The organism is Aeromonas sp. S16(2024), assembly GCF_041403065.1.
Classification (GTDB): domain Bacteria; phylum Pseudomonadota; class Gammaproteobacteria; order Enterobacterales; family Aeromonadaceae; genus Aeromonas.
On sequence record NZ_JBGLQX010000022.1, the window covers coordinates 40,740 to 63,289 of the forward strand.

The window sequence follows — 22,550 nt, forward strand, 5'->3', positions numbered from 1 at the left end:
TTTCTCCACCCTGACTTTCATTTTCAAGAGACAAACACATGTCAAACATCATCAAGACCGCCCTGTTGCTGAGCGGTCTGCTGTGGCAATCCATGGGATTGGCCAGCGACACCGGCTGGCTCACCAGCCCCCAGAACGATCACGCCAAGGTGCGGCTGCAAGCTGACACCCGGGATCCCGCCGCCCCCCGGGTGCTGCTCAGCCTGCAGCTTGAATCCGGCTGGAAAACCTATTGGCAGAACCCGGGGGAAGGTGGCATAGCCCCCGAGATCCTCTGGGATAAGCCCGAGCCGACGGCGCAGTGGCACTGGCCCGTGCCGGAGAGATTTGACGTCAGCGGCATCTCGACCCAGGGCTATCAGGGGGACGTCAGCCTTCCCATCAGCCTCACCCGCCGCGGCGGCGAAGCACTGACGGGCACCCTGCGCCTCTCGACCTGCAGCAACGTCTGCATCCTGACCGACTACCCCTTCACCCTGGCGCTGGATGGCGCTGCCCCTGACGGGTTCGACCTTGCCTATGCGAAGGCGATGAGCACGCTGCCACAGGCCATGCCGGGTACTGTCACCCTCAAGGCGGGCTACCGGCAGAACCAGCTGCAGCTGACCGCCGACAACCCCCAGGGTTGGCAGGATCCCCAGGTCTTCCTCCAGCGCCTGGAAGGGGCAGAATTTGGCGAGCCCAGCCTGGAGGTACAGGGCAACACCCTGATCGCCCGCATTCCGGTCAGCGACGGCTGGCAGGGGGATGCCCCCGATATCCGAACCCAGCCACTCGGGTTGGTGCTGGCAAGCGGCGAGCAGGCCTGGCAGAGCGAGGTCCGCATTGGTGAGCCCCTGACCCTGCCGAGCGGCGGCCAGTCGCTGCTCTGGCTGCTGGGAGCCGCGCTGCTGGGGGGCCTCATCCTCAACCTGATGCCCTGCGTGCTGCCGGTGCTGGCCCTCAAGCTGGGATCCGTGCTGCAGCTCGAGAGCCGGGAGCGCCGCCCGGTGCGCCTGCAATTCCTAGCGGCCAGTGCCGGCATCCTGGTCTCCTTCTGGGCGCTGGCGCTGATGAGCACCCTGCTGCGCGCCACCCAGGGAGCGGTCGGCTGGGGCATCCAGTTCCAGAGTGTCTGGTTTATCGGCTTCATGGTGGTGGTGACGGCGCTGTTTTGCGCCAACCTGCTGGGGCTGTTCGAGCTGCGGCTGCCGAGCAACCTCAATACCCGCCTGGCCACCAGCGGCGGTCAGGGGCTGGGGGGTCACTTCCTGCAGGGTTGCTTCGCCACCCTGCTGGCCACCCCCTGCTCGGCTCCCTTCCTCGGCACTGCGGTCGCCTTTGCCCTCGGGGCGCCGCTCGGCCAGCTCTGGCTCATCTTTACTGCGCTCGGTGTCGGCATGAGCCTGCCCTGGCTGCTGATCGCCGCCTTCCCCCGCCTGGCGCTCTGGTTGCCGAAGCCGGGCCGCTGGATGGGGCGCCTGCGCACCCTGCTCGGCCTGATGATGCTGGGCTCCAGCCTCTGGCTACTCAGCCTGCTCGGCAACCACGTCGGCCCCTTCTGGATGCTGATCCTGATGGCGCTGATGCTGACGGCCCTGCTGCTGGCCGTCGTCTGGCGCCACGGCATACGCGCGCTGACTCTGGGGCTGGCGCTGGGCTGCCTGCTGGGCGGGGCTCTGCTGCTCGGCGGCGCCTTCACCCTGGACGGCAAGCCCCAGCAGGACAGGGTCGACTGGCAGCCGCTCTCGGAGCAGGCCATCGAACTAGCACTGGCCCAGAACAAGCGAGTCTTCGTCGATGTGACCGCCGACTGGTGCATCACCTGCAAGGCCAACAAATTCAACGTACTGCTGCGCGATGATGTGCAACAGGCCCTGAGCGCTCCCGATGTGGTGGCCCTGCGCGGGGACTGGAGCCGCCCCTCCGACGGCATCGCCAGCTTCCTGCGCCAGCGCGGCAGCGTGGCCATTCCCTTCAACCAGATCTACGGGCCCGGCCTGACGGATGGCGAGATCCTCTCCCCCCTGCTGGACCGATCGACCCTGCTTGCCACCCTGGCGCAAGCCGGCATTGCCCCCTTTCAAGGAGAAACCAAATGAAACCGACCCTGCTCGCCCTGACCCTGCTGGGCACACTCTTGACCCCGGCCCTGCACGCCGCCCCCTTCACTCCGGAACAGGAGGCCCGCATCAAGGAGCTCATTCGCGAGACCCTGGTCCAGAACCCGAAGATCCTGGATGAGGCGGCCGAATCCTGGGAGAAACAGAACGCCGCGGATCAGGCGGCCCAGCTCGGCGACTTCATCAAGGGCAACAAAGAGGTGCTGTTCAACAGCCCTACCAGCCCGCGCCTGGGGGCCAAGAACCCCAAGCTGACCCTGGTGTCCTTCACCGACTACAACTGCCCCTACTGCAAGCAGTTCGATCCCCATCTGGCCAGGCTGCTGAAGGCCTACCCAAATGATGTCGGACTGGTAATCAAGCTGCTGCCATTTAAAGGGCAGACCTCCGCCAAGGCGGCCCAGTACAGCCTGACCCTGTGGCAGCAGGATCCGGCCCGCTTCCTCGCCCTGCACGACAAGCTGATGAGCAAGCAGGGCATGCTGACCGAGGCGGACATCAACAAGGCGCTGGCGGCCACCGGCAATGTGGCGCTCAAACCCGAAGCCAAGGCCACCGAGGAGCTGCGCAATAGCCTGCGCATCGGTACCCTGCTTGGCGTGCAAGGGACACCGGCCACATTGATCGGAAACCAGCTGGTGTCGGGCGCTATCCCCTATGAAGAGCTGGAGCAAATCGTGCAAGCCGAACTGGCCAGGCAGGGGTAAGCCATGTCAGAGACGGTAAAAACGCGACCCCGCTGGCGACGCTGGGGCAAGGAGGCGCTCTGGCTGCTGCTGTTTGCCCTGGTCATCTCGACTGTGCTAGATCTGTGGCGCAGCCCGGCGCTGCCGGAGGGGAGCCCGCTGCCTGTGCTGACCCTGCAAGATGGCACCCAGGCCGACCTGCAGGCCATGAGCCGGGACAAGCCCTTGCTGGTCTACTACTGGGCCAGCTGGTGCGCCGTCTGCCGCTTTACCACTCCGACAGTGGAGCAGCTCTGGCAAGACGGCGGCAATGTGCTGACGGTGGCGCTGCGCTCCGGCGACGACGCCAGGTTGCAGCAGGGCATGGCCAGGAAGGGGCTGACCTTCCCGACTTACAACGATGAGCAGGGGGCGCTTGCCGCCCGCTGGCAGGTGAGCGTCACCCCCAGCTTCCTCATCATCAAGGAGGGCAAGGTGGTGAGCAGCACCACGGGCTGGAGCAGTCGCTGGGGCTTGCAGTTGCGGTTGCTGTGGGCCAACTGGCAGGCCTGAGCCCCATCACAATGAGCAGAGCCCGGTATGACGACCGGGCTCTTTTTTTATCTGAAGGCCGTCCTTGCTGATTCGCCCCCTATTGCGCCGGTGACATCATTCCCTGGCCGACCCGGGCCTTGACGCTGGCCCGTTCGGCCTCGTCGATCACGCCGTCGCCATTCTTGTCCATCTTGGTGAAGACGGCCTCATGGCGTTCCATGAACTGCGCCTTGGTCGTATCCTGCATCGGCCTCATGTTGCCCATCTTGCCCGGCATGGCCTTGCCCGATTGCTTCATCGCCTCTTGCATCTTGGCCATGGCGGCCTCTCTCTCGGCGACCGACAGGGTGCCATCGCCGTTGCTGTCTTGCCGGGCGAAGCGCTGCTCGGCTCTCTCCATGAACTGGGCCTTGGTGACATCCCCCTTGATAAACATCAAGGGCTCATCGAGGCTCTCATCGGCGGCGATGGCGACACCGCCCAGCAGTGCCAGAGGCAGAAGATAACGTTTGAACATGGCGGTGAATTCCTTTTGATGGCCGCGATCTTGTCGAGGCCTGATGAGGATCGCCAGGGCAGGTCCCTTGTCACATGCACGCCCGGCGATTTGGTACCTGCATGAGCGCACTGTCGCCCGTCACGGATACCCTCTGTCAGTGTAGTCCCCATGCCAGACGGGCTGGCAAGCCGCTTAATGACGTTCGGGATCCCCGTTCGTCCCGGATCGCCCTCATATCGCGTCCTATTCATGGCGGTGGCCGGTGGTTTCCGTTAAAATGACGGGTTTTTACCGTGCCTGGTTCCCCCAAGCCCCATCAGGCGCCAGCATTGTGACTCTGATGATGCCAGTGATGCAGGATCTGCCATGAACAACTACTTTCGGGTGCTGGGCGTCAAGTCCAACGCCAGCGAAAACGACATCAAGAAAGCCTATCGACGGCTCTCGAACCAGTACCACCCCGACAAGTTGCACGGGGCGAGCGAAGAAGAGAAAGAGCAGGCAGCCATCAAGCTGCATCAGGTGAAGAAGGCCTACGAAGTGCTTTCCGATCCCAAGGCGAGAGCCGCTTTTATCAAGGATTTCAACAACGTCATCGTGACCGATCCCGCTGCTGCCATGCAGGAGATGTGGGACCAATTCTACCCCTGAGGGCGCTATGCAAAAAAAATGGGACCAGGCTCGACTCAAGGCGCTGCAAAGTGATGCCAGCGAGAACATCGAATCCTACCGGGATCAGGATCAGCCCAAGGCACTCGAGCAGTTCACCGGCAAGATGAAGGCCCTGCTGCTGGCCGACATCAGCATGCTGGAGTTCATGCCCGAATACCTGCCGCTCGCCCTCTATGGCCGGGTGCAGTTCCCGCCCAAGGCGAAGCCGCAGTGGGCCAGGTGGCTCGCCGACGGCGTACAACCCTCATGGGACGAGTTCAAGGTGTCGGTGGCGTTCAACAACGCCGATCTGCCGCTGGTCAAGGCGGTGCGGGCCCAGAGCGAAGATCAGCTGATCGAAGCCTGCGCCGTGCTCTACCTGCTGGACAACCCCCTGCCCCGCGGTGGCCGTCGTGCCGATGACGACTACGAGCTACGCGACGAAAATGACGAAGACGGGGAAGATGCCGACGCCGACTATCATGGCGGTGATGGCGAGGAAGACGATCAGGACATGTACGACGAAGTGCGTTTCTAATTTGAGGCAAAGCATGAACAGTCTGATAGAAATTACCGCCATCGAGATCAAAGAGCTGGCCGTGATCGAGCCCAAGCAGGCCAGCGAAAAATTCGAGCTGATCGCCAAGACAATGTCCGACGAGCAGTTGGCCGAAGTCATTGAAAACATTGATATCGTCACCCTGACCCAGATCAACGGCCAGCACGACATCTCCTTCCCGTCCATCATCTCCGAGCTGATGACCCCGGAGCGGATCCGCGACATCGTCTGCCAGCAGCCTCTCTACTGGGAGGAGGCCATCAAGAACAATGCCGAGGAGCTGCAGCAGCACACCTTCGACTTCCTCAACTACCTGATCCGCACCCAGGACAGCGAGGCCAAGCAGCGCGAGATCCTGGAGTGCATCGCCGACGATCCCGCCGGGCTCTTCTACCTCGCCATCCCCTTCATCGAGTTCTACCGTGGCGATCGCTACGAGGACGACGAGGGCTTTGGCGACGTGCTGCACGCCGAGGAGGAAGATCTCGAGGAGTCCCTGCGCTACAGCGAACGCCAACAGGCCGAGGGCACCCACGACTATCCGCTGGATGACCCGAGAAGCCTCTTGATGCTCATTCGCGAGCAGGCCCCCGAGGTGGAGAAAGCCATCAAGTCGCTGCTGCGCAGCGAGAACGCCACCTGGGAGGGGATCATCAACAAGTTCGCCAACGAGCTGGTGATGCAGGCCAAGGAGAAGAACCAGGTCAGCGACGAGTACGACGAAGTGGACGACATGTTCAGCTTCCTGGATTGAGGAGAGCCCTATGCAACTAGTCATCCGCGAGGCCAACGAAGGCCCCTTCCTCACCCAGGTGCTGCGCTTTGGCGCCGAGCGTGAACTGCTGAGCGCCCAGCAACTTGCCGCCATCAAGGGCAAGGCGGTGCTGATGAGCCTGAAATTCGCCGACAAGTACTACAACAAGTACAAGATGCATCTGCTGGAGCAGGCCGCCCACGACGTCATCGGCGTGGTGAGCTTAGGATTGCAGGAGCTCTCCGGGCGCGACACGGCCCGGGCCCTGGCCCTGCTGCAGGCGCCGGAAGGGCCCATCAAGCCGTTCCAGAAGGGCTGGTCCATGCTGATCTCCGTCAGCCCCAAACAGACCGGCAACAGCCTCTATGGCGACGTGGATGCCCGTCTGCTGGACAAGATCTCGAGCCCTCCCGATGTGGAGGAGTGGCAAGGGTGGCAGGAGTACGAGAAGGCGTTGGCCGAGCACAACAAGGTCCGCCTGATGGGGCTCATCGATCAGCACTTCTTCGCCTGCGAGAGCGATCACCCCACCATGGAGGACAAGCTGGCCGAGGCCCTGCTCTACCGCATCCTGTGCGGCAAGGGCAGCGGCGCCGCCCCCCTCAAGGTGAAGCAGGATCTCAAGCGCCGGCTGGCGCGGGAGATTGAGCTCGACGAGGCCTGGTACGACACCGCGCATCTGACCACCCAGCTTGCCCTCATGCTCGCCGAGCTGCCCGCCGACATGGCCGATGCCCTCCGCCTGGAGCTGAGCCCGGGCTTCGTGCCCAACCTGCTGCACACCCTGGGGTTTGTGCGCCAGTACCAGCAGCAGCAAAGGGAGAACGCCTCGCCGGAGAAGCTCGACAACATCGAGATGCGCGCCGGCCTCAGGCACCCCCTGCTCGGCTGGCCCCTCTACCACGACTTCTAGGGCGGTTGCCTGCCTTGAGAACTTGTCCCCCAACGCCCGGCTCGCCGGGCGTTGTCATCTCTGGGCCCCCGCACAGGCGCCGCCAATAAAAAGTGCCCCTATAAGCGCTAGCGTACAGACGCCCCTGCCGGGGTGAGGGAAGATGGCCCATCACGAACAGGCGCAGGTCGCGCCCAACCGATATCCGGCCCCTGGCGCGTCATCCCCTGCGCCCCGGCGCCACCTGAACCAACCACTATCCGGGCTGATGCGTCGGGGGTCCGGGTCGAGATCGGCAACCCCACCGGGATGGCTTGCCGCATACCCCAGACGCATTGCACAACATCAAGAGGTAACCCCATGAACAAGCTCCATGGTTTGGCACGAGGAGTGGCGGCAATGGCCCTGCTGATTGGGCTGGCCGCCTGCTCCGGCATGTCGCAACAGGGCAAGAGTACCGCTGTGGGTGCCGGCATAGGTGCCGTCGGCGGCTCCGTCCTGACCGGAGGCAGCGCGGCTGGCACCATAGGTGGGGCCGTCGTCGGTGGCGTCATCGGCCACGAGATCAAGAAATAGGTCTCCCCCTACCTTCTCATCCAGCGCCCGATCCGTCGGGCGCTGTTCTGCCTGGCCTCATGACCCCAATGCCGGCTGGGTGGCGCCAACTACCTCCTCAGCGTCATTGGCCCACATTTTGTCAGGGATATAATGGCCCCCCCCCATACCGACCGCAGGGGAGCGCAGTGAGCAGAAAACCCGACCGCATCACCGCCATGCAGCAGATCATCGACGCAGTGAAACAAGAATTCCCGCTTTATCAGCCAGATACCTTCAAATGCGGGCCGGACAACGGCTGCATCGGCTGCCCCAAGAAGCTGATGGAGCTGGTGGATACGGACCTCTGCTACTGGCAATACCAGATCCAGCGCGGCATTGCGCCCAGCTTCGACGAGCTCAACCGCTTCGGCAAGATGTGCAAGAACATCCGCCGGGCCCTGGTGAAGAATGACCGGATCCCCGCCTGATGCTCTGCACCCGCATCTGATAAGGTTTACCGACAGGCCCGGAACGGGCACACGCGAGAAGGAGACCAGGATGACCCAGGAGCGGATCCAGACCCGATATAAGCTGGCGGGCCCCTTTGCCACTCAGGCCGAGTGGGAGCAAGCCATAGCCCGGGCAATAGAGCACCACAAGCAGGACTTCTTCCCCCTGCTGGAGCGGCTGGTGGATGAGGGCAATCCCGCGGTCAACCTCAGCCAGGAGCACCCGCCGCGAGTGCTTGGCATAGTGCTCGACGCCGAAGGCGCCACAGGCAAGGCCCAGCTCAGCTACGAATCCAACTTCTTCGAGTGCTGCCTCATCGTCGACGAATATGAGCAGCACCAGATCAGCCTGCCCTTTCGCCTGGAAGGGGGCGAGCTTGTCTTCGACCTTGAGCTGCCCATCCCCTGGAATTTCAATAATTAATACTTCGGCGGTGCGATAAGCGCAGCGCATGGCTCCGGCAACCCGGGTGAAATCGATGGGGCTGTGCCAGGGGCTGAATGAAACGATGGCCAAGAAGGCGGGAGCTCCGAGATAACGGCTTGATGGATGGCAGTTAAATAAAGAGGCTGGCGTGGCTACCCAGGTGCCCCACTTGGTGTAGGGTTGACTCCATGCCAACTGAATGAACTATCGGGGGTCAGCATGGGTGAGCACCAATCTGCAGCAAGGCCGGTATTGAACGACGGCGATAGCTTTGGCTTCGAGCGTAAAAGTGCCGGAGACTTCCCCTTTTATCACCAGCCCCCGAATGCCTTGTCTGGCCGCAGCTGGGTGCTGATCCTGCTGGGGGTGGTGCTGGGTTTCGCCGTGCTGACGGCGCACCTTGCATTTTATAAAACCACGGCGGGCGGCTTTGTATCCGCCATCCTGTTCCCTCTCATCCCCCTGGCCGTGCTTGCCATGGTGGCGGGTAAGGCATGGCGAGCGCTGTTTCGAACGCCGACGGGGCGGGATTTCCTCTTGATGCTGGCGATCGCCGTCGTCAACATTCTGGTCTCGGTCGCCGTTGCCCTGGTGCTGCAGCAGCTGTTCAAGATGAGTGACAACCCGGTCAGCGCCATGCTGGCAGAGGCCCCCAATACGGCGCGCATCCTCTTCTATTTAAAAACGGCCCCTCAGCTCTTTGGCGAGGAGGTGGTCTCCATCCTGCCTTTTCTGGCCATCCTCTGGTTTTGTCACACAAAGCTCAGCCTGAGCCGCAAGTCCGCCATCATCATAGCCTGGCTATCCACTGCCCTTATCTTCGGGGCCATGCACCTGCCCACTTATGACTGGAATTTTCTGCAATGTTTTCTGGTGATCGGCACGGCCCGCATCGTGCTGCTAAGTGGTTACATCATCACCAAAAACATCTGGGTATCGACCGGCGCGCACATCATCAATGACTGGCTTCTGTTTACCGGCATGGTGCTGCTGCATGGTGCCTAGACCGGCATATAAGGCCGGGCCATGATCACAAGAAAGGAGCCCTGACGGCTCCTTTTTCCATTACCCCGCCCATAGAAAAGGCGAGACCCTTGCCTCGCCTTTGCCTGCGTCAGGTGGGGATCAGGTGAGATAGTAACGCCACGACCTGCTCGGCTCTGCATAGCCGACCCGGATGCAGAAGGGGGCGAGCTCGTGATTCGCCTGCTCCAGGCTGAGGGTCTGGTGGGCATCCTGCTCGCACCACTGCACGAACTCGTCGCTGTTGAAGCTGTAGTGATCCCCGTGAAAGGCCCCGTGGGCCTCGATAAGCCCTATGGCTTTCTTCGTTTCCATGTTTGGCCTCCTGGCACTGTGCTGTTCCTTTCAAGCTTAGCGAGCGGGGGCGAGTAGGGTCGATTAGCGCAGCGTAATCGTCCACGCCATTGGCACCGTGGCGATTGGAAAAAGGAAAAGAGGGGTTGCCAGCAAGACAGCTGCAGCCGGTTTTCGCGCGCGTCTGATTACGCTTCGCTAATCAGCTGGTGCACAATGGCCGTATTGCCCACCCGAGGGCCCGAGTCGCTGCCGGGCGTAACGGGTACCAGCAAGGCCGAACCATCCCGCCACAGGCAACACCCGAGAGGAGCAGATCATGACCCTGGGAAGAATACAGACCCGCTATACGCTGGCAGGCCCCCTTGCCAGCCGCACCGAGCTGAAGCAGGCCATTGCTTACGCCATCGAGGCCCACAAGCAGGACTTCTTCCCCCTGCTGGAGCGGCTGGTAGATGTGGGGGACAGCCGCGTCAAGCTGAGCCAGAAAGACCCGCTGCGGGTGCTGGGGGTGGAGCTCGACGAGACTCGCACCAGGGGCAGCACCCGCCTCAACTACGAATCCAACTTCGCCGAGAGCTGCCGTCTTATCGACGAATACGATCAGCACCAGACCAGTGTGGCATTTACCCTCGAGGGGAAGCAGCTTGTTTTCGATCTTGAGCTGCCCATCGAGTGGAATTTCAATAACTAAGATGCGGCGGCGCAATTCACCTTGTTAATTGCACCCAACAGTTACCTCCCCTCACCCTGCCCTCTCCCAAGGGGAGAGGGAACATATCGCACCACTCTAGTGCTCTTGCTGTCTTCATCTAAACCACGCATCCCCCCTTATGTCGCCGCCAGCCTGTATAGCTACGACCAGCACTCCCTTCTCCCCTCGCGGGAGAAGGGTTGGGGATGAGGGGGGATGTAGCTTGGACTTCTTTTATATTTATCCACTCGGTTTTCAAGAACCATATGACGCTAGACATAAAATAGACTTAGATCACGAAGAGCCTCACTTGGTTATGTTAGCCTGCAGTAATATATATTAATTCTTTAATCTCTTAATTTTGTAATAAAAATTGTCGTGCGATGCCCGATGAGAGATCTTATTTAGGTGCGAATAAAAGTGGCAATTAAAATAACTGTGTTATTACTGTCATTGTTTATTTTATTGATCATCCCGGCTCACGCCAAAAACTGCAAAAAGGGACAGCCATGCGGAAACTCATGTATTTCATGGAGCAAAACATGCCGTATAAACACGTATAGCTACAAACTGGCAACCCCATCGGCCTCATCTACCTCATCGACACCAAAGGTTTATGAAAGAAAAGAGACAACTTTGAAGTCAAGTAATGTACTTGTCAGATACGTTATCCCCTCGAAATTAAATGTTCGTGCAAAGCCAAACACGTCATCATATATAGCGACACGACTTATAAAGGGTGATTTCGTTTTGCTATATAAAGTGGAAGGAAAGTGGGCCTATGTCAGTAAGAGAGGAATTTATGGATGGGTCAAAGATGAATACCTGTCTTTCTCTCCTGTCACCTGATTTAGAAAAGAAAGGAGCGATTTGATCGCTCCTTTCTGTTGGCAGTTGGCCTTTACCCTTCCTGATTTTCCCCGGCAACCGTCTCACCGGCCACGGGTTCAATCTCTATCCTGTCCACCCGTTGCAAGCCGCGGGGCAGCTTGGCGCCGCGGCGGCCGCGCTCGCCGCGGTAGTAGTCAAGGTCAGACGGCTTGAGGGTCAGCTTGCGCTTGCCGGCAAACAGGGTGACATATTGCCCCTGCGGGATAATGGCGGCCATCACCATAAACTCCTCCCGCGCCTTCACGCGAGCCGACGGAATGCTGATCAGCTTGTTGCCCTTGCCCTTGCCGAGCACCGGCAGGGTGCTGAGCGGGAACAGCAGCATGCGCCCCTCGTTGGAGATGGCCATGCAAAGATCTGTCTCCGGCGAGCCAATCTTCTGGGGCGCCATCACCAGGCCCCCTTCCGGCACGGTGAGCAGCGCCTTGCCGTTCTTGTTCTTGCCAATCAGGTCGTCATATTTGCAGACGAAGCCGTAACCGGCGTCGCTGGCGATCAGATACGGCTCCCCTTCGTTGCCCATCACCAGATGGCGCACCTCTTCCCCCGCCCCCAGGGCGAAGCGGCCGGTGAGCGGCTCCCCCTGACTGCGGGCGGAGGGCAGGGTATGCGCCTCCAGGGAATAGGTGCGGCCCAGGCTGGATAGGAACACCGCCTGCTGGTTGCTGCGGCCGCAGGCGTGGGCCAGATAGCCATCCCCCGCCTTGTAGGAGAGGCCTTCCACGTCCACGTCGTGGCCCTTGGCGGCACGCACCCAGCCCTTGTCAGACAGGATCACGGTGACCGGCTCGCTCGGGGTCAGCTCCTTCTCGGTCAGGGCCACGGCGGTGGCGCGCTCCACCAGCGGGGTGCGGCGATCGTCGCCGTACTTCTCGGCATCCGCCAAGAGCTCTTTCTTGAGCAGGGTGTTGAGGCGACGCTCCGAGCCCAGAATGAGTTCGAGCTTGTCGCGCTCCTCGGCCAGCTCTTCCTGCTCGGCACGCAGCTTGAACTCTTCCAGCTTGGCCAGATGGCGCAGTTTGAGCTCGAGGATCGCCTCGGCCTGGGTCTCGCTGATGTTGAAGCGCTCCACCATCACCTTGCCCGGTTCATCCTCGGTGCGGATGATCTCGATCACCTCGTCGATGTTGAGGTAGGCGACCAGCAAACCTTCGAGGATGTGCAGGCGGGCCAGCACCTTGTCGAGGCGATACTGCAGGCGACGGCGCACCGTCTCGCGGCGGAAAATGATCCACTCGGAGAGAATCATCTTGAGGGTCTTCACCTGGGGGCGGTTGTCCAGCCCCAGTATGTTGAGGTTGACGCGATAGTTCTTCTCCAGATCCGTGGTAGCGAACAGGTGGGCCATCAGCCCCTCCACATCCACCCGGCTGGAGCGGGGAATGATCACCAGACGGGTCGGGTTTTCGTGGTCAGATTCATCCCGCAGGTCGGTGACCATGGGCAGCTTCTTGGCCACCATCTGGGCGGCGATCTGCTCCATGATCTTGGCGCCTGAGGCCTGATGGGGCAGCGCCGTGATGACGATGTCACCATCCTCCTCGTTCCACACCGCCCGCTGCTTGATGGAGCCCTTGCCGGTCTCGTAGATTTTGCGGATGTCGTCCCGCGGCGTGATGATCTCGGCGTTGGTCGGGTAGTCCGGCCCCTGAATGTGCGTCATCAGCACATCCAGCCCCGCATTGGGGTTGTCCAGCAGCTCGGCACAGGCAAGGGCCACTTCCCGCGCGTTGTGGGGCGGGATGTCGGTCGCCATCCCCACCGCGATACCGGTCACCCCGTTGAGCAGTATGTGGGGCAGGCGGGCGGGCAGCACCACGGGTTCCTTCATGGTGCCGTCGAAGTTCGGCGTCCACTCCACCGTGCCCTGACCCAGCTCGGAGAGCAGCAGCTCGGAGAAGCGAGACAGCCGCGCCTCGGTATAACGCATGGCGGCGAAGGATTTGGGATCGTCCGGCGCCCCCCAGTTGCCCTGACCGTCCACCAGCGGGTAGCGGTAGGAGAAGGGCTGGGCCATCAGCACCATGGCTTCATAACAGGCGCTGTCGCCGTGGGGGTGGTACTTACCCAGCACGTCACCCACGGTACGGGCGGACTTCTTGTGCTTGGACAGCGCCGACAGCCCCAGCTCGCTCATGGCGTAGATGATGCGCCGCTGCACCGGTTTGAGGCCGTCGCCGATATGGGGCAGGGCCCGATCCATGATGACGTACATGGAGTAGTTCAAGTAAGCCTGTTCGGTAAAGGTGCGCATTGGCTGGCGCTCTACCCCGTCCAGACTGAGCTCGATAGCATCACTCATGTGATTATCTCTTTCGGTTCGGGAGCCGCCCCTGGGCGACTCCGGCTGATACTTGCTGGCCCGCGCGGGCCAGTCGACGGCTTAGATGATGGCGAGGTTGCCCTTCTCTTCCAGCCACTCGCGGCGATCCGGGGCGCGTTTCTTGGCCAGCAGCATGTCCATCAGTTGCAGGGTCTCGTCCCCCTCCTCCAGCTCGCCCATGGTGAGCTGCACCAGGCGGCGGGTGTTGGGATCCATGGTGGTTTCCCGCAGCTGTTTCGGGTTCATCTCACCCAGACCCTTGAATCGGGTCACCATCACCTTGCCCTTCTTCTTCTCCGCCTCGACTCGCTGCAGCACGCCGTTCTTCTCGTCCTCGTCCAGGGCATAGAAGACCTCCTTGCCGATGTCGATCCGGTAGAGCGGCGGCATGGCCACATAGACGTGGCCCTGATTGACCAGCGCGCGGAAGTGCTTCACGAACAACGCGCAGAGCAGGGTGGCGATGTGCAGACCGTCCGAGTCCGCATCCGCGAGTATGCATACCTTGCCGTAGCGCAGGCCGCTGAGATCCTCGGAGTCGGGATCGAGCCCGATGGCCACCGAGATATCGTGCACCTCTTGCGAGGCGAGCACCTGACCGGCCTCCACCTCCCAGGTGTTCAGGATCTTGCCGCGCAGCGGCATGATGGCCTGAAACTCGCGATCCCGCGCCTGCTTGGCACTACCGCCCGCGGAGTCACCCTCCACCAGAAACAGCTCACCCTGCATGGGGTCGGCGCAGTTACAGTCGGTCAGCTTGCCGGGCAGCGCCGGGCCCTGGGTTATCTTCTTGCGCACCACCGTCTTGGCGGCGCGCATCCGGCGCTGGGCGCTGCTGATACAAATCTCGGCGATCTGCTCCGCCAGCTCGGTGTTGCTGTTCAAGTAAAGGCTGAAGGCATCCTTCACCACGCCGGAGACAAACGCCGAGCTCTGACGGGACGAGAGCCGCTCCTTGGTCTGACCGGCGAACTGCGGATCCTGCATCTTGACCGAGAGGATGTAGGCGCAGCGATCCCAGATATCTTCCGGTGTGAGTTTCACCCCGCGCGGCAAGAGGTTGCGGAATTCGCAGAACTCGCGCATGGCGTCGAGCAGCCCCTGACGCAGGCCGTTGACGTGAGTGCCGCCCAGCGCAGTGGGGATCAGGTTCACATAGGATTCGGCGAGGCATTCGCCCCCTTCCGGCAGCCAGCACAGGGCCCAGTCCACCGCCGATTGATCCGTGCTGAAGGCGCCGACGAAGGGCTGCTCCGGCAGGCAGGTGAACTGCTTGACCGCATCGATCAGGTAATCCTTGAGGCCATCCTCGTAGCACCACTCGAGCTTGATGCCGGTGTTCTTGTCGAGGAACTTGATGGTGAGGCCCGGGCAGAGCACGGCCTTGGCCTTGAGCAGGTGCTCCAGCTTGCTGACCGAGAAGCGGGGCGAGTCGAAATAGCGCGCCTCTGGCCAGAAGCGCACCCGGGTGCCGGTGTTGCGGCGCCCGCAGGTGCCGGTGATGGTCAGCTCCTGCACCTTGTCGCCGCGCTCGAAGGCGATGTCATAGACCTGACCGTCCCGGCGCACCGTCACCTCGACCCGATCGGAGAGGGCGTTCACCACAGAGATGCCCACCCCGTGCAGACCGCCGGAGAACTGGTAGTTCTTGTTGGAGAACTTGCCCCCCGCGTGCAGCTTGCAGAGGATCAGCTCCACCCCGGATACCCCTTCCTCCGGGTGTATGTCGACCGGCATGCCACGACCGTCGTCGATCACCTCGAGAGACTGGTCCTCGTGCAGGATCACCTCCAGGGTGCGGGCATGGCCCGCCAGCGCCTCGTCGACGCTGTTGTCGATGACCTCCTGGCCGAGGTGATTGGGCCTGGTGGTGTCTGTGTACATGCCGGGGCGGCGACGCACCGGTTCGAGGCCATTGAGGACCTCAATGGCATCCGCATTGTATTGAGTGGACATGGAGGGCCTTGCGAATTGACGTTTGGAGGGAATCTTAACTGCTCGGCGGGGGCAGGACAAACTCCCAGCACAGAAAGCTTGATCTGAACGGGGGCCCTGCCATTTTTTCGGGAAAGGGCCGGGCCGAGGCCGGCATTGCTTTAACGATCGGCTGGATGATTGACCCCATCCAGCACCGGCACCTCGCCGAGCGCGAAGGGGTTGACTCCCTCGAGACAGGCCAGGTTGTAGCCGTACTCGGCCGGGTTGGAGCGGCGCTGGTGATGGGTATAGATGCCGCAGACCCCGCAGAAGTAATGTTTGGCGGTGCGGGTGTTGAACTGGTAGCAGCGCAGCACCTCCTCTCCCTGCAGGATGCGAATGCCAAAGAGCGGCACCGAGGCGACTATGGCCCCCCGCCGCCGGCAGAGGGAGCAGTCGCAGCGGCGGGGATCCACCACCCCGTCCGGCAGGCTGAGCTCCAGCACCAGGGCGCCGCAGTGGCAGCTGGCCCTGTGTTTCGCCTGAATGGGGGTATTGCCGATTTGTTTGATCATATGGCCTCCTTGCCACCGGGCACGGGGCCCTGTCGTCTCAATCGAACAGCGTATCCCGCCGCCCCTGCCGCACATGGTCGTGCAGGCTTTGCAGCTGGGTCGCTACCACCCGGTGGCGGGAGAGCTCGGGCAGGGCGTCGATGGGGAAATAGGCCGCTCCCCGGGTCTCGTCAGTCTCGGTGAGCAGCGATCCGCCCGTCACCTCGCACAGGAAGAAGGCCTTGTGGGCATGGGGCAGCTGCGGGGGATGGGGGTGCTTGAGCTTGTCGAACAGGGCCAGCAGCTGCACCGCACGGCACTCCAAACCGGTCTCCTCCACCACCTCGCGCACCACGGCGCCCGCCGGCGAGTCGCCTATATCACACCAGCCGCCGGGCAGGGTCCAGAGCCCGTCGCTGCGCTCCTGCACCAGCAGGATATAGCCGTCATCGTTTTGAATAAACGCCCGCACATCCAGCTTGGGGGTGGGATAGCCTTCATCCAGGGCGATCCACGAGGCGATGGCATCCGGTTTCAGGTCGCTCTGACTGGCAATGAGGGCGACCGTGGCCGCCCTGAGCGCCTCGAAGCGGGCGATATCGAAGGGATCTTGGGAGTAGGTGAGCCCGGCCTGGGCCGTGGCCAGCACCTGTTCCAGAAAGGCGGCCAACGGCGGTTGCACGGCTAGAGCCCGAGGAAGCGAATGATCTGGGCGGGATAGCGCTCGAAGCCGACGAAGGCGTGGTTGCCGCCGCACTCCAGGGAGAGGCGGGCAAACTCGTACTCCCTCAATGCCTTGCGATAGTCGAGCACCTCATCCTCCTGCTGCTGCAGGATCCAGAGCCGCTCGGGGGCATTCACCGGCACCGCCAGCGCCCGCAGCTCGTCCATGTGGGTTGGCAGCAGCTCGTAGCGCTCGTCGGTATAGGGATTGACCTGGGGGCCCAGGTAGTCGCAGAGCAGTTCATGGGGGCGCACCGCCGGGTTGATCAGGGCCGCGCGACAACCATGCAGCTCGCTCACCCGGGTCGCCATAAAGCCGCCGAGGGAGCTGCCCACGGCGCCTAACCTGAGCCGGCCATCATGGCGAGCCCTGGCCTCGGCAATGACGCCCTCGATGGCTTCCCAGGCCGCCGCCGGGGTATTGGGCTGGGCCGGGATGAGCACTTCGATGTCGGGCCTGTGTTCGGCCACCCAGGCAGCCATCTGCTGCGCCTTGGCGGAGCCCGGTGAGGAATTGAAACCGTGCAGATACAGAAGAACGGGCTTCATGCCGGCCTCCTCCCTTGTTGCACCCTGGCCGAACCAGAAGAGGAGTTGAAACCGTGCAGATAGAGCAGAACTGAACTCATGGCGCCCCTCTCAATACCCGGTGGCATCGGGGTCTGGCACGAACTGCCCCACCGGCAGCCGCCACACCTGGCTGGCAATGCGGCCATCCGGATGCAGGGTGAGATAACGCCAGCCCGGGCCGGACTCGTCCAGGGCGAAACCGTCGGACAGCGGCTTGAACTGGATGCAGGTGGAGGGGCTGGCGATCAGCCTCACCCCGCGGTGCACCTCGTCAAACTCCTGATGGACGTGGCCGAACAAGATGGTCTTCTGCTGGGGATGGCGGGCCAGCACGGCGAAGAGATCGTCGGCATTCTTGAGATTGTGCTGATCCAGCCAGGCGCAGCCCACCGGCACCGCCTGATGGTGCAGGGCGATGAGGGCGTGGCGCTCGGGATGCTGGCGCAGGGCGCAGTCCAAGGCTGCCAGCTGGTGATCGCCGAGCACACCGTGGGGTTTGCCGCGCACCTGGGTATCGAGCAGGATCACCTGCCAGTGATCTCCCACCAGCTGCTTGGCTTCGCTGATCCCGGCGGCATGGAGGTACTCCGTCATCAGGGGGCCGTCGTCGTGGTTGCCGGGCAACCAGTAGATGGGGCGCGCCAGCGGGGCCATCATGGAGGCGAACCGCTGATAGGATTCCGGGCTGTGATCCTGGGAGAGATCCCCGGTGGCGAGGATCAGATCGAACGGATGCGCGTTGGCCTGCACCTGCTCCAGCACGGCGGCCAGGCTCTCTGCGGTTCGCACGGCCAGCAGTCGTCCCTCGGCACTGGCGAAGAGATGGGTGTCGGTAATCTGTAACAGGCGCACACTGCCGTCCGGCGCCTGAGGTAGCTCTGTTTCCAAAATCACGCTTCTTTTTTATGGGTTCGACTAGAGGATGTTGATCAGGCTGGTGCCATGTTTGAGACAAAATCTTAGCCAATCGGCCAAGAATAGATTTACCTGCTCTTTTTCATCCCTGTGGTGCATTTTTTTATTGGGATAATCATAACGTGGTTGCAACATTGAAATCTGTTGCGCCGCACACACTTCCGCCATCCGCACATCGTGATACAAACGAATCTCGATACGAGCCTGCAAGTAGCTCGGCAACTCGGGATTGTGTTGCGCCAGGATCACCTGGCTGGTGAAGCGGCTCTCTTCGCTGACGGTGAGCTGGAACTGCAGGCCGTTGCCCACCTGATAGCGGCGCTCCGCCCCCACGCTGGCGCCGGGGGGCAGCAACTTCATCAAGGCCATGTAGTTCACCTCGCAGGTGCGCTGCAAGGACATCAGATCAGGCACATAGCGCTTCATCGGGCTCTGGACTAATGGCATATCGCAACTCCATCAATCAACACCCGTGGGTAATTGACCTCGCAGGTGCGCTGCAAGGACATCAGATCAGGCACATAACGCTTCATCGGGCTCTGGACTAATGGCATGTCTCGGCTCCATCAATCAGGATCCATGAAAGGTGGACCCCCTGCATGATGATAAAGTCGGTCATATGGCACCTGACCCAGGCCTGAACAGGCGCCACCTTAGCGCCCCGCCAGCCAGCGGGCCTGCAGCTCGCCATGATTGAGGGCCAGCCATTGCAGGGCGATGACGGAGGCGGCGTTGTCGATGCGCCCCTCTTTGAGCCAGGCGTAGGCCTGCTCTCGGCTCACCACATGGACCCGGATGTCTTCACCCTCTTCCGCCAGACCGTGGATCCCCGCCGCCTGGCTGGCATCCACCTCCCCCACATAGACCTCTATCCGCTCTGTGCTGCCACCCGGGCTCACCAGGTAGCTGATGGCATGCTCGCAGCGCCCCACCTCGATGCCCGCCTCTTCCACCGCCTCGCGGCGCACCACGGCTTCGGCGGTCTCCCCTTCATCTATGATGCCGGCCACCAGCTCCAGCAACCAGGGAGTGGGGCTGGTCTCGATGGCACCGATGCGGAACTGCTCCACCAGCACTATCTGGTCCAGCACGGGATCATAAGGCAGCAGCGCGGCCGCATGGCCCCGCTCGAACAGCTCGCGGACTATGGGCTCATTCCAACCACCGGCAAATAACCTGTGTTGCAGGCGATAGACGTTCACCTTGAAAAAGCCGTTGTATCCAGATGATTTATCGATGATTTTCACATCATCACCGGAAAAGTGACTGGTTTGAGGCAAGGCTTGCTGTGACATACGAGACTCCTACCAGCTTGACTTGGCTTGGTTTGACCATAATATTCGGGGGCATGAATGAACATTCATTCACTCGCTCTCGCCGACGATGAGGGATGGATTTTAGCAGCCACAGGACATTTGGCTAGGCGCGTTGCCGAGAAAACTCGCCCTGACTCTTGACGTTCCTGTCGCTGGAAAAGAGACAGTTCGCAATGAAATCTGCTTGTAGTAGAGTGGTTAAGCTGAAATCAAGCTTGGTCGGTGACAATCCCCTCCCTCATCCAGCGGACAGCTTTGGGTTGATAAATAAGGTTAAAAATATCATATGAAAAGAACACTCTTGTCAGTCATGGTGATGCTGGGTGTGAGCAGTGCCGCTCATGCCGAAGACCTGCTCGAAATCTACCAGCAAGCCCAGATCAGGGATACCCAGCTGCTGGAATCCAAGGCCAAGCGGGACCAAGCCTTCGAGAAGATCAACGAATCCCGCGCCGCCCTCTTGCCACAGATCAATCTGGGTGCCGGTCTGAACTACCTGCAGAACAAGGACGATACCCAGACAAACAGCGGTGCCACCGGCTCGGTGACCCTGGATCAGTCCGTCTATCGTCGCAGCAACTGGGTCAACCTGGACCTGACCGAGAAGAGCGCCACCCAGTCCGATGTGGCCTACAACCTCGAGTACCAGAACCTGATGCTGCGTACCGCCCAGGCCTATTTCGACGTACTCAAGGCGATGGACAGCCTGGAGTTCGTCCGTGCCAACAAGACCGCGGTAGAGCGTCAGCTGGAACAGACCCAGCAGCGCTTCGAAGTGGGCCTGACCGCCATCACCGACGTGCATGAGGCCGAGGCCGAGCGCGATCAGGCGCTGGCAGACGAGATCAATGCCGAGAACACCCTGGACAACAGCTACGAGAGCCTGCGCGAGCTGACCGGCATCGATCATCGCCAGCTGGATGTGCTCAACACCGAGCGTTTCGCCCCGCAGAAGACCCCGTTCAACTCCGACAAGTGGCTGGAGCTGGCACTGGACAAGAACCTGGAGCTGCACAGCGCCCGCATCGGCAAGGACATCGCCAAGGAGCAGATCGATCTGGCCAAGACGGGCCACGAGCCGACCCTGGATCTGGGCGCCGGCCTCACCGCCGGTTACAACGACTACAAGGACGAGATCCGCAACCCCGAGAGCAACAGCAATCAGGGCAATGTCGGTCTGAACTTCAACCTGCCGCTCTACACCGGGGGCGCCACCACCTCCCAGGTCAAGCAGGCCCAGTTCAACTACGTGGCCGCCAGCGAGCAGTTGGAGCGCAGCTTCCGCTCGGTGCAGAGCACTGTGCGTTCTTCCTATAACAACGTGAACGCCAGCATCGGCTCGGTGCGCGCCTACGGTCAGTCCGTCATCTCCGCCGACAGCGCCCTGAAGGCGACCGAGGCCGGTTATGAGGTGGGTACCCGCACCATAGTCGACGTGCTGGACGCCACCCGCAAGCTGTACCAGGCCAAGCAGAAACTCTCCGAGGCCCGCTACAACTACATCCTCAGCATCCTCTCCCTCAAGCAGGCCGCCGGCATACTGGAGCAGAAGGATCTGGAAGACGTGAACCAGGGCCTGATGCCCGCCGCCCAGGTGACGACCAAGTCCTGAGCCAAATTCACGGCATGAAAAAAGGCGACCTTGTGGTCGCCTTTTTGCTGCCTGCTTGCCCCTCGCCAGGGCGAGTGATCAGGCACCTCCGGCCGAGGCCGGAGGTGCTCAGCCGCGCTCGCGTATGGTCTTGATGATCTCGCTGGTGGAGCAGCCGTCCTCGAAGTTCAGCACCCGCACCTCGCCGCCGTTGGCGGTCACTTCGGCATAGCCGGCGATCTCTTCGGGCTTGTAGTCGCCCCCCTTGACCAAGAGGTCTGGCAGGATCTCGGCGATCAGTCGCTGGGGGGTGTCCTCACCGAAGGGCACCACCCAGTCCACGGCCCCCAGGGCCGCCAGTACCGTCATGCGGCGCTCTGTGGGGTTGACCGGACGGCCCGGCCCCTTGAGACGACGCACGGACTCATCGGTGTTGACCGCGACTATCAGGCGATCCCCCAGCTTGCCCGCATTGGCCAGGTAGGAGACGTGGCCCGCATGCAGGATGTCGAAGCAGCCATTGGTCATCACCACCTTCTCGCCGCGCAGGCGGGCGGCCTGCACGGCCACCTTGAGCTGGGCCTCGGACATGACGCCAAAGCCGGTCTCCTGCTCGGTGTAGAGGGCGTTGGCCAGCTCCACCGGGCTCACTGTGGAGGTACCCAGCTTGCCCACCACTATGCCGGCGGCGGTATTGGCCAGGGCGCAGGCCTCGTCCAGGCTCATGCCGGCGGCAAGGGAGGTCGCCAGGGTGGAGATGACGGTGTCACCGGCACCGGTGACGTCATAGACTTCGTGAGCCTGGGCCGGCAGGTGCAGCTCGGGCTGCCCTTCGCGGATCAGGGTCATGCCGTTCTCGGAACGGGTCACCAGCAGGGCGTCCAGCTCGAAGCGCTTGACCAGCTCCAGCCCCTTGGCGACCAGCTCCTCTTCGCTCTTCACCTTGCCCACCACGGCCTCGAACTCGGACATGTTGGGGGTCAGCAGGGTGGCGCCGCGATACTTCTCGAAATCCGTCCCCTTGGGATCCACCAGCACAGGGATGCCGGCGGCGCGGGCGCGGGCAATCATGCCAGGCACGTCGTTCAAGGCGCCCTTGCCGTAGTCGGAGAGGATCATCACGTCGGCCCCTGGCAGCGCCTGTTCCACCTTGCCCATCAGCAGGCTGGCATCCACGTCGTGGAAGGCCTCTTCGAAATCGAGGCGCAGCAGTTGCTGGTTGCGGGACAGCACCCGCAGCTTGGTGATGGTCGGGTAGTCGGTCAGACGAACGAAATCACAGGCGACCTTGACCCCTGCCATCTGGCCGGCCAGAGCATCGGCGGCCTCATCCTGACCGGTCAGCCCGAGCAACACGGCCTGGGCACCCAGGGCGGCGGAGTTCAGGGCCACGTTGGCGGCGCCACCCGGGCGCTCTTCGATGTGCTCGACCTTGACCACGGGCACCGGCGCCTCGGGGGAGATGCGGCCGGTGGGGCCATGCCAATAGCGATCCAACATGACATCGCCAACGACCAGAACGCGGGCTTTCTCAAACTCGGGCAGGGTGATTTTCATCTGTATCGGCTCTCAAAACCTGAAAATTTCAG

General features: G+C 61.9%; 25 protein-coding genes. 14 read left to right on the plus strand and 11 right to left on the minus strand.

Annotated elements, in window-relative coordinates:
• Positions 1-38: 38 nt before the first annotated feature.
• Genes ACB030_RS16040 through ACB030_RS16050 form a run of 3 tightly spaced genes read left to right on the plus strand, consistent with a single transcriptional unit; the run spans position 39 to position 3,340 of the window.
• Positions 39-2,081, plus strand: coding sequence for a protein-disulfide reductase DsbD family protein (locus ACB030_RS16040; RefSeq protein ID WP_371161131.1), 2,043 nt, complete (start codon positions 39-41; stop codon positions 2,079-2,081).
• Positions 2,078-2,809: a DsbA family protein gene (locus ACB030_RS16045; protein WP_371161133.1), complete on the plus strand. Its 732-nt coding sequence runs from the start codon at positions 2,078-2,080 to the stop codon at positions 2,807-2,809. The genes ACB030_RS16040 and ACB030_RS16045 overlap by 4 nt, the downstream gene beginning before the upstream one ends.
• Positions 2,810-2,812: 3 nt before the next feature.
• The gene (locus tag ACB030_RS16050; RefSeq protein ID WP_371161135.1) at positions 2,813-3,340 is read left to right on the plus strand and encodes a protein disulfide oxidoreductase; all 528 of its coding nucleotides are present in this window, start codon (positions 2,813-2,815) and stop codon (positions 3,338-3,340) included.
• A 79-nt stretch (positions 3,341-3,419) separates the two neighbouring features.
• On the opposite strand, the gene ACB030_RS16055 is transcribed toward ACB030_RS16050, so the two are convergent.
• Positions 3,420-3,839 (minus strand): EF-hand domain-containing protein, encoded by a 420-nt coding sequence (locus tag ACB030_RS16055; protein ID WP_371161137.1) that lies wholly within the window; start codon positions 3,837-3,839, stop codon positions 3,420-3,422.
• Positions 3,840-4,187: 348 nt separating this feature from the next.
• On the opposite strand from ACB030_RS16055, the gene ACB030_RS16060 reads away from it, so the two are divergent.
• The 8 genes from ACB030_RS16060 to ACB030_RS16095 all read left to right on the plus strand — a co-directional run bounded on the left by ACB030_RS16060 (position 4,188) and on the right by ACB030_RS16095 (position 9,155).
• Positions 4,188-4,472, plus strand: coding sequence for a DnaJ domain-containing protein (locus ACB030_RS16060; protein WP_025325592.1), 285 nt, complete (start codon positions 4,188-4,190; stop codon positions 4,470-4,472).
• 7 nt (positions 4,473-4,479) lie between these two features.
• A complete protein-coding gene (locus ACB030_RS16065; RefSeq protein ID WP_371161139.1) occupies positions 4,480-5,010 on the plus strand; it encodes a hypothetical protein in 531 nt (176 codons plus the stop codon).
• A gap of 13 nt (positions 5,011-5,023) precedes the next feature.
• The gene (locus ACB030_RS16070; RefSeq protein ID WP_371161141.1) at positions 5,024-5,785 is read left to right on the plus strand and encodes a hypothetical protein; all 762 of its coding nucleotides are present in this window, start codon (positions 5,024-5,026) and stop codon (positions 5,783-5,785) included.
• A 10-nt stretch (positions 5,786-5,795) separates the two neighbouring features.
• Entirely contained in the window at positions 5,796-6,698 is a 903-nt protein-coding gene (locus ACB030_RS16075) for a hypothetical protein (protein WP_371161142.1), read from the plus strand.
• Between the two features lie 378 nt (positions 6,699-7,076).
• A complete protein-coding gene (locus ACB030_RS16080; protein WP_338888817.1) occupies positions 7,077-7,253 on the plus strand; it encodes a glycine zipper 2TM domain-containing protein in 177 nt (58 codons plus the stop codon).
• A gap of 197 nt (positions 7,254-7,450) precedes the next feature.
• Positions 7,451-7,702, plus strand: coding sequence for a hypothetical protein (locus ACB030_RS16085; RefSeq protein ID WP_371161188.1), 252 nt, complete (start codon positions 7,451-7,453; stop codon positions 7,700-7,702).
• A 70-nt stretch (positions 7,703-7,772) separates the two neighbouring features.
• Positions 7,773-8,147, plus strand: coding sequence for a hypothetical protein (locus ACB030_RS16090; RefSeq protein WP_371161144.1), 375 nt, complete (start codon positions 7,773-7,775; stop codon positions 8,145-8,147).
• A gap of 222 nt (positions 8,148-8,369) precedes the next feature.
• Positions 8,370-9,155: a CPBP family intramembrane glutamic endopeptidase gene (locus tag ACB030_RS16095; protein ID WP_371161146.1), complete on the plus strand. Its 786-nt coding sequence runs from the start codon at positions 8,370-8,372 to the stop codon at positions 9,153-9,155.
• 120 nt (positions 9,156-9,275) lie between these two features.
• Here ACB030_RS16095 and ACB030_RS16100 read toward each other — a convergent pair whose 3' ends face one another.
• On the minus strand, positions 9,276-9,488 hold the full coding sequence (locus tag ACB030_RS16100; protein WP_205643060.1) for a hypothetical protein: 213 nt from the start codon (positions 9,486-9,488) through the stop codon (positions 9,276-9,278).
• Between the two features lie 298 nt (positions 9,489-9,786).
• On the opposite strand from ACB030_RS16100, the gene ACB030_RS16105 reads away from it, so the two are divergent.
• Positions 9,787-10,161 (plus strand): hypothetical protein, encoded by a 375-nt coding sequence (locus ACB030_RS16105; protein WP_371161148.1) that lies wholly within the window; start codon positions 9,787-9,789, stop codon positions 10,159-10,161.
• Between the two features lie 438 nt (positions 10,162-10,599).
• On the plus strand, positions 10,600-11,010 hold the full coding sequence (locus tag ACB030_RS16110; protein ID WP_371161190.1) for an SH3 domain-containing protein: 411 nt from the start codon (positions 10,600-10,602) through the stop codon (positions 11,008-11,010).
• Positions 11,011-11,062: 52 nt separating this feature from the next.
• Here the strand turns inward: ACB030_RS16110 and parC are convergent, their stop codons facing one another.
• The 8 genes from parC to nudF form a co-directional block, all read right to left on the minus strand.
• Positions 11,063-13,354 carry a DNA topoisomerase IV subunit A gene (parC, locus tag ACB030_RS16115; protein ID WP_371161150.1) on the minus strand — a complete coding sequence of 764 codons (2,292 nt, stop codon included), beginning with the start codon at positions 13,352-13,354 and terminating at the stop codon, positions 11,063-11,065.
• 81 nt (positions 13,355-13,435) lie between these two features.
• Complete coding sequence (parE, locus tag ACB030_RS16120; protein WP_205643058.1) at positions 13,436-15,331, minus strand: DNA topoisomerase IV subunit B; 1,896 nt, start codon at positions 15,329-15,331, stop codon at positions 13,436-13,438.
• A gap of 140 nt (positions 15,332-15,471) precedes the next feature.
• Complete coding sequence (locus ACB030_RS16125; protein ID WP_371161153.1) at positions 15,472-15,867, minus strand: GFA family protein; 396 nt, start codon at positions 15,865-15,867, stop codon at positions 15,472-15,474.
• A 37-nt stretch (positions 15,868-15,904) separates the two neighbouring features.
• Entirely contained in the window at positions 15,905-16,528 is a 624-nt protein-coding gene (locus tag ACB030_RS16130; RefSeq protein ID WP_371161155.1) for an NUDIX hydrolase, read from the minus strand.
• Positions 16,529-16,530: 2 nt separating this feature from the next.
• The gene (locus ACB030_RS16135; RefSeq protein ID WP_371161157.1) at positions 16,531-17,118 is read right to left on the minus strand and encodes a YqiA/YcfP family alpha/beta fold hydrolase; all 588 of its coding nucleotides are present in this window, start codon (positions 17,116-17,118) and stop codon (positions 16,531-16,533) included.
• Between the two features lie 90 nt (positions 17,119-17,208).
• Positions 17,209-18,027 (minus strand): 3',5'-cyclic-AMP phosphodiesterase, encoded by an 819-nt coding sequence (gene cpdA, locus ACB030_RS16140; protein ID WP_371161159.1) that lies wholly within the window; start codon positions 18,025-18,027, stop codon positions 17,209-17,211.
• A 27-nt stretch (positions 18,028-18,054) separates the two neighbouring features.
• Positions 18,055-18,480, minus strand: coding sequence for a DUF1249 domain-containing protein (locus tag ACB030_RS16145; protein WP_371161161.1), 426 nt, complete (start codon positions 18,478-18,480; stop codon positions 18,055-18,057).
• Positions 18,481-18,707: 227 nt separating this feature from the next.
• Positions 18,708-19,349, minus strand: a complete 642-nt coding sequence (gene nudF / locus ACB030_RS16150; RefSeq protein ID WP_371161163.1) for an ADP-ribose diphosphatase — start codon at positions 19,347-19,349, stop codon at positions 18,708-18,710.
• A gap of 307 nt (positions 19,350-19,656) precedes the next feature.
• Here nudF and tolC point away from each other — a divergent pair, with 307 nt between their 5' ends.
• Positions 19,657-20,982, plus strand: coding sequence for an outer membrane channel protein TolC (tolC, locus tag ACB030_RS16155; RefSeq protein ID WP_371161165.1), 1,326 nt, complete (start codon positions 19,657-19,659; stop codon positions 20,980-20,982).
• 108 nt (positions 20,983-21,090) lie between these two features.
• Here the strand turns inward: tolC and hldE are convergent, their stop codons facing one another.
• Entirely contained in the window at positions 21,091-22,518 is a 1,428-nt protein-coding gene (gene hldE, locus ACB030_RS16160) for a bifunctional D-glycero-beta-D-manno-heptose-7-phosphate kinase/D-glycero-beta-D-manno-heptose 1-phosphate adenylyltransferase HldE (protein WP_106885090.1), read from the minus strand.
• Between the last annotated feature and the right edge of the window lie 32 nt (positions 22,519-22,550).

What these genes read in the sequence shown, in the direction of transcription:
- ACB030_RS16040 (WP_371161131.1), top strand. Translation starts at nt 39, where the DNA reads ATGTCAAACATCATCAAGACCGCCCTGTTGCTGAGCGGTCTGCTGTGG.
- ACB030_RS16045 (WP_371161133.1), top strand. Translation starts at nt 2,078, where the DNA reads ATGAAACCGACCCTGCTCGCCCTGACCCTGCTGGGCACACTCTTGACC.
- ACB030_RS16050 (WP_371161135.1), top strand. Translation starts at nt 2,813, where the DNA reads ATGTCAGAGACGGTAAAAACGCGACCCCGCTGGCGACGCTGGGGCAAG.
- ACB030_RS16055 (WP_371161137.1), bottom strand. Translation starts at nt 3,839, where the DNA reads ATGTTCAAACGTTATCTTCTGCCTCTGGCACTGCTGGGCGGTGTCGCC.
- ACB030_RS16060 (WP_025325592.1), top strand. Translation starts at nt 4,188, where the DNA reads ATGAACAACTACTTTCGGGTGCTGGGCGTCAAGTCCAACGCCAGCGAA.
- ACB030_RS16065 (WP_371161139.1), top strand. Translation starts at nt 4,480, where the DNA reads ATGCAAAAAAAATGGGACCAGGCTCGACTCAAGGCGCTGCAAAGTGAT.
- ACB030_RS16070 (WP_371161141.1), top strand. Translation starts at nt 5,024, where the DNA reads ATGAACAGTCTGATAGAAATTACCGCCATCGAGATCAAAGAGCTGGCC.
- ACB030_RS16075 (WP_371161142.1), top strand. Translation starts at nt 5,796, where the DNA reads ATGCAACTAGTCATCCGCGAGGCCAACGAAGGCCCCTTCCTCACCCAG.
- ACB030_RS16080 (WP_338888817.1), top strand. Translation starts at nt 7,077, where the DNA reads ATGGCCCTGCTGATTGGGCTGGCCGCCTGCTCCGGCATGTCGCAACAG.
- ACB030_RS16085 (WP_371161188.1), top strand. Translation starts at nt 7,451, where the DNA reads ATGCAGCAGATCATCGACGCAGTGAAACAAGAATTCCCGCTTTATCAG.
- ACB030_RS16090 (WP_371161144.1), top strand. Translation starts at nt 7,773, where the DNA reads ATGACCCAGGAGCGGATCCAGACCCGATATAAGCTGGCGGGCCCCTTT.
- ACB030_RS16095 (WP_371161146.1), top strand. Translation starts at nt 8,370, where the DNA reads ATGGGTGAGCACCAATCTGCAGCAAGGCCGGTATTGAACGACGGCGAT.
- ACB030_RS16100 (WP_205643060.1), bottom strand. Translation starts at nt 9,488, where the DNA reads ATGGAAACGAAGAAAGCCATAGGGCTTATCGAGGCCCACGGGGCCTTT.
- ACB030_RS16105 (WP_371161148.1), top strand. Translation starts at nt 9,787, where the DNA reads ATGACCCTGGGAAGAATACAGACCCGCTATACGCTGGCAGGCCCCCTT.
- parC (WP_371161150.1), bottom strand. Translation starts at nt 13,354, where the DNA reads ATGAGTGATGCTATCGAGCTCAGTCTGGACGGGGTAGAGCGCCAGCCA.
- parE (WP_205643058.1), bottom strand. Translation starts at nt 15,331, where the DNA reads ATGTCCACTCAATACAATGCGGATGCCATTGAGGTCCTCAATGGCCTC.
- ACB030_RS16125 (WP_371161153.1), bottom strand. Translation starts at nt 15,867, where the DNA reads ATGATCAAACAAATCGGCAATACCCCCATTCAGGCGAAACACAGGGCC.
- ACB030_RS16135 (WP_371161157.1), bottom strand. Translation starts at nt 17,118, where the DNA reads ATGAAGCCCGTTCTTCTGTATCTGCACGGTTTCAATTCCTCACCGGGC.
- ACB030_RS16145 (WP_371161161.1), bottom strand. Translation starts at nt 18,480, where the DNA reads ATGAAGCGCTATGTGCCTGATCTGATGTCCTTGCAGCGCACCTGCGAG.
- nudF (WP_371161163.1), bottom strand. Translation starts at nt 19,349, where the DNA reads ATGTCACAGCAAGCCTTGCCTCAAACCAGTCACTTTTCCGGTGATGAT.
- tolC (WP_371161165.1), top strand. Translation starts at nt 19,657, where the DNA reads ATGAAAAGAACACTCTTGTCAGTCATGGTGATGCTGGGTGTGAGCAGT.
- hldE (WP_106885090.1), bottom strand. Translation starts at nt 22,518, where the DNA reads ATGAAAATCACCCTGCCCGAGTTTGAGAAAGCCCGCGTTCTGGTCGTT.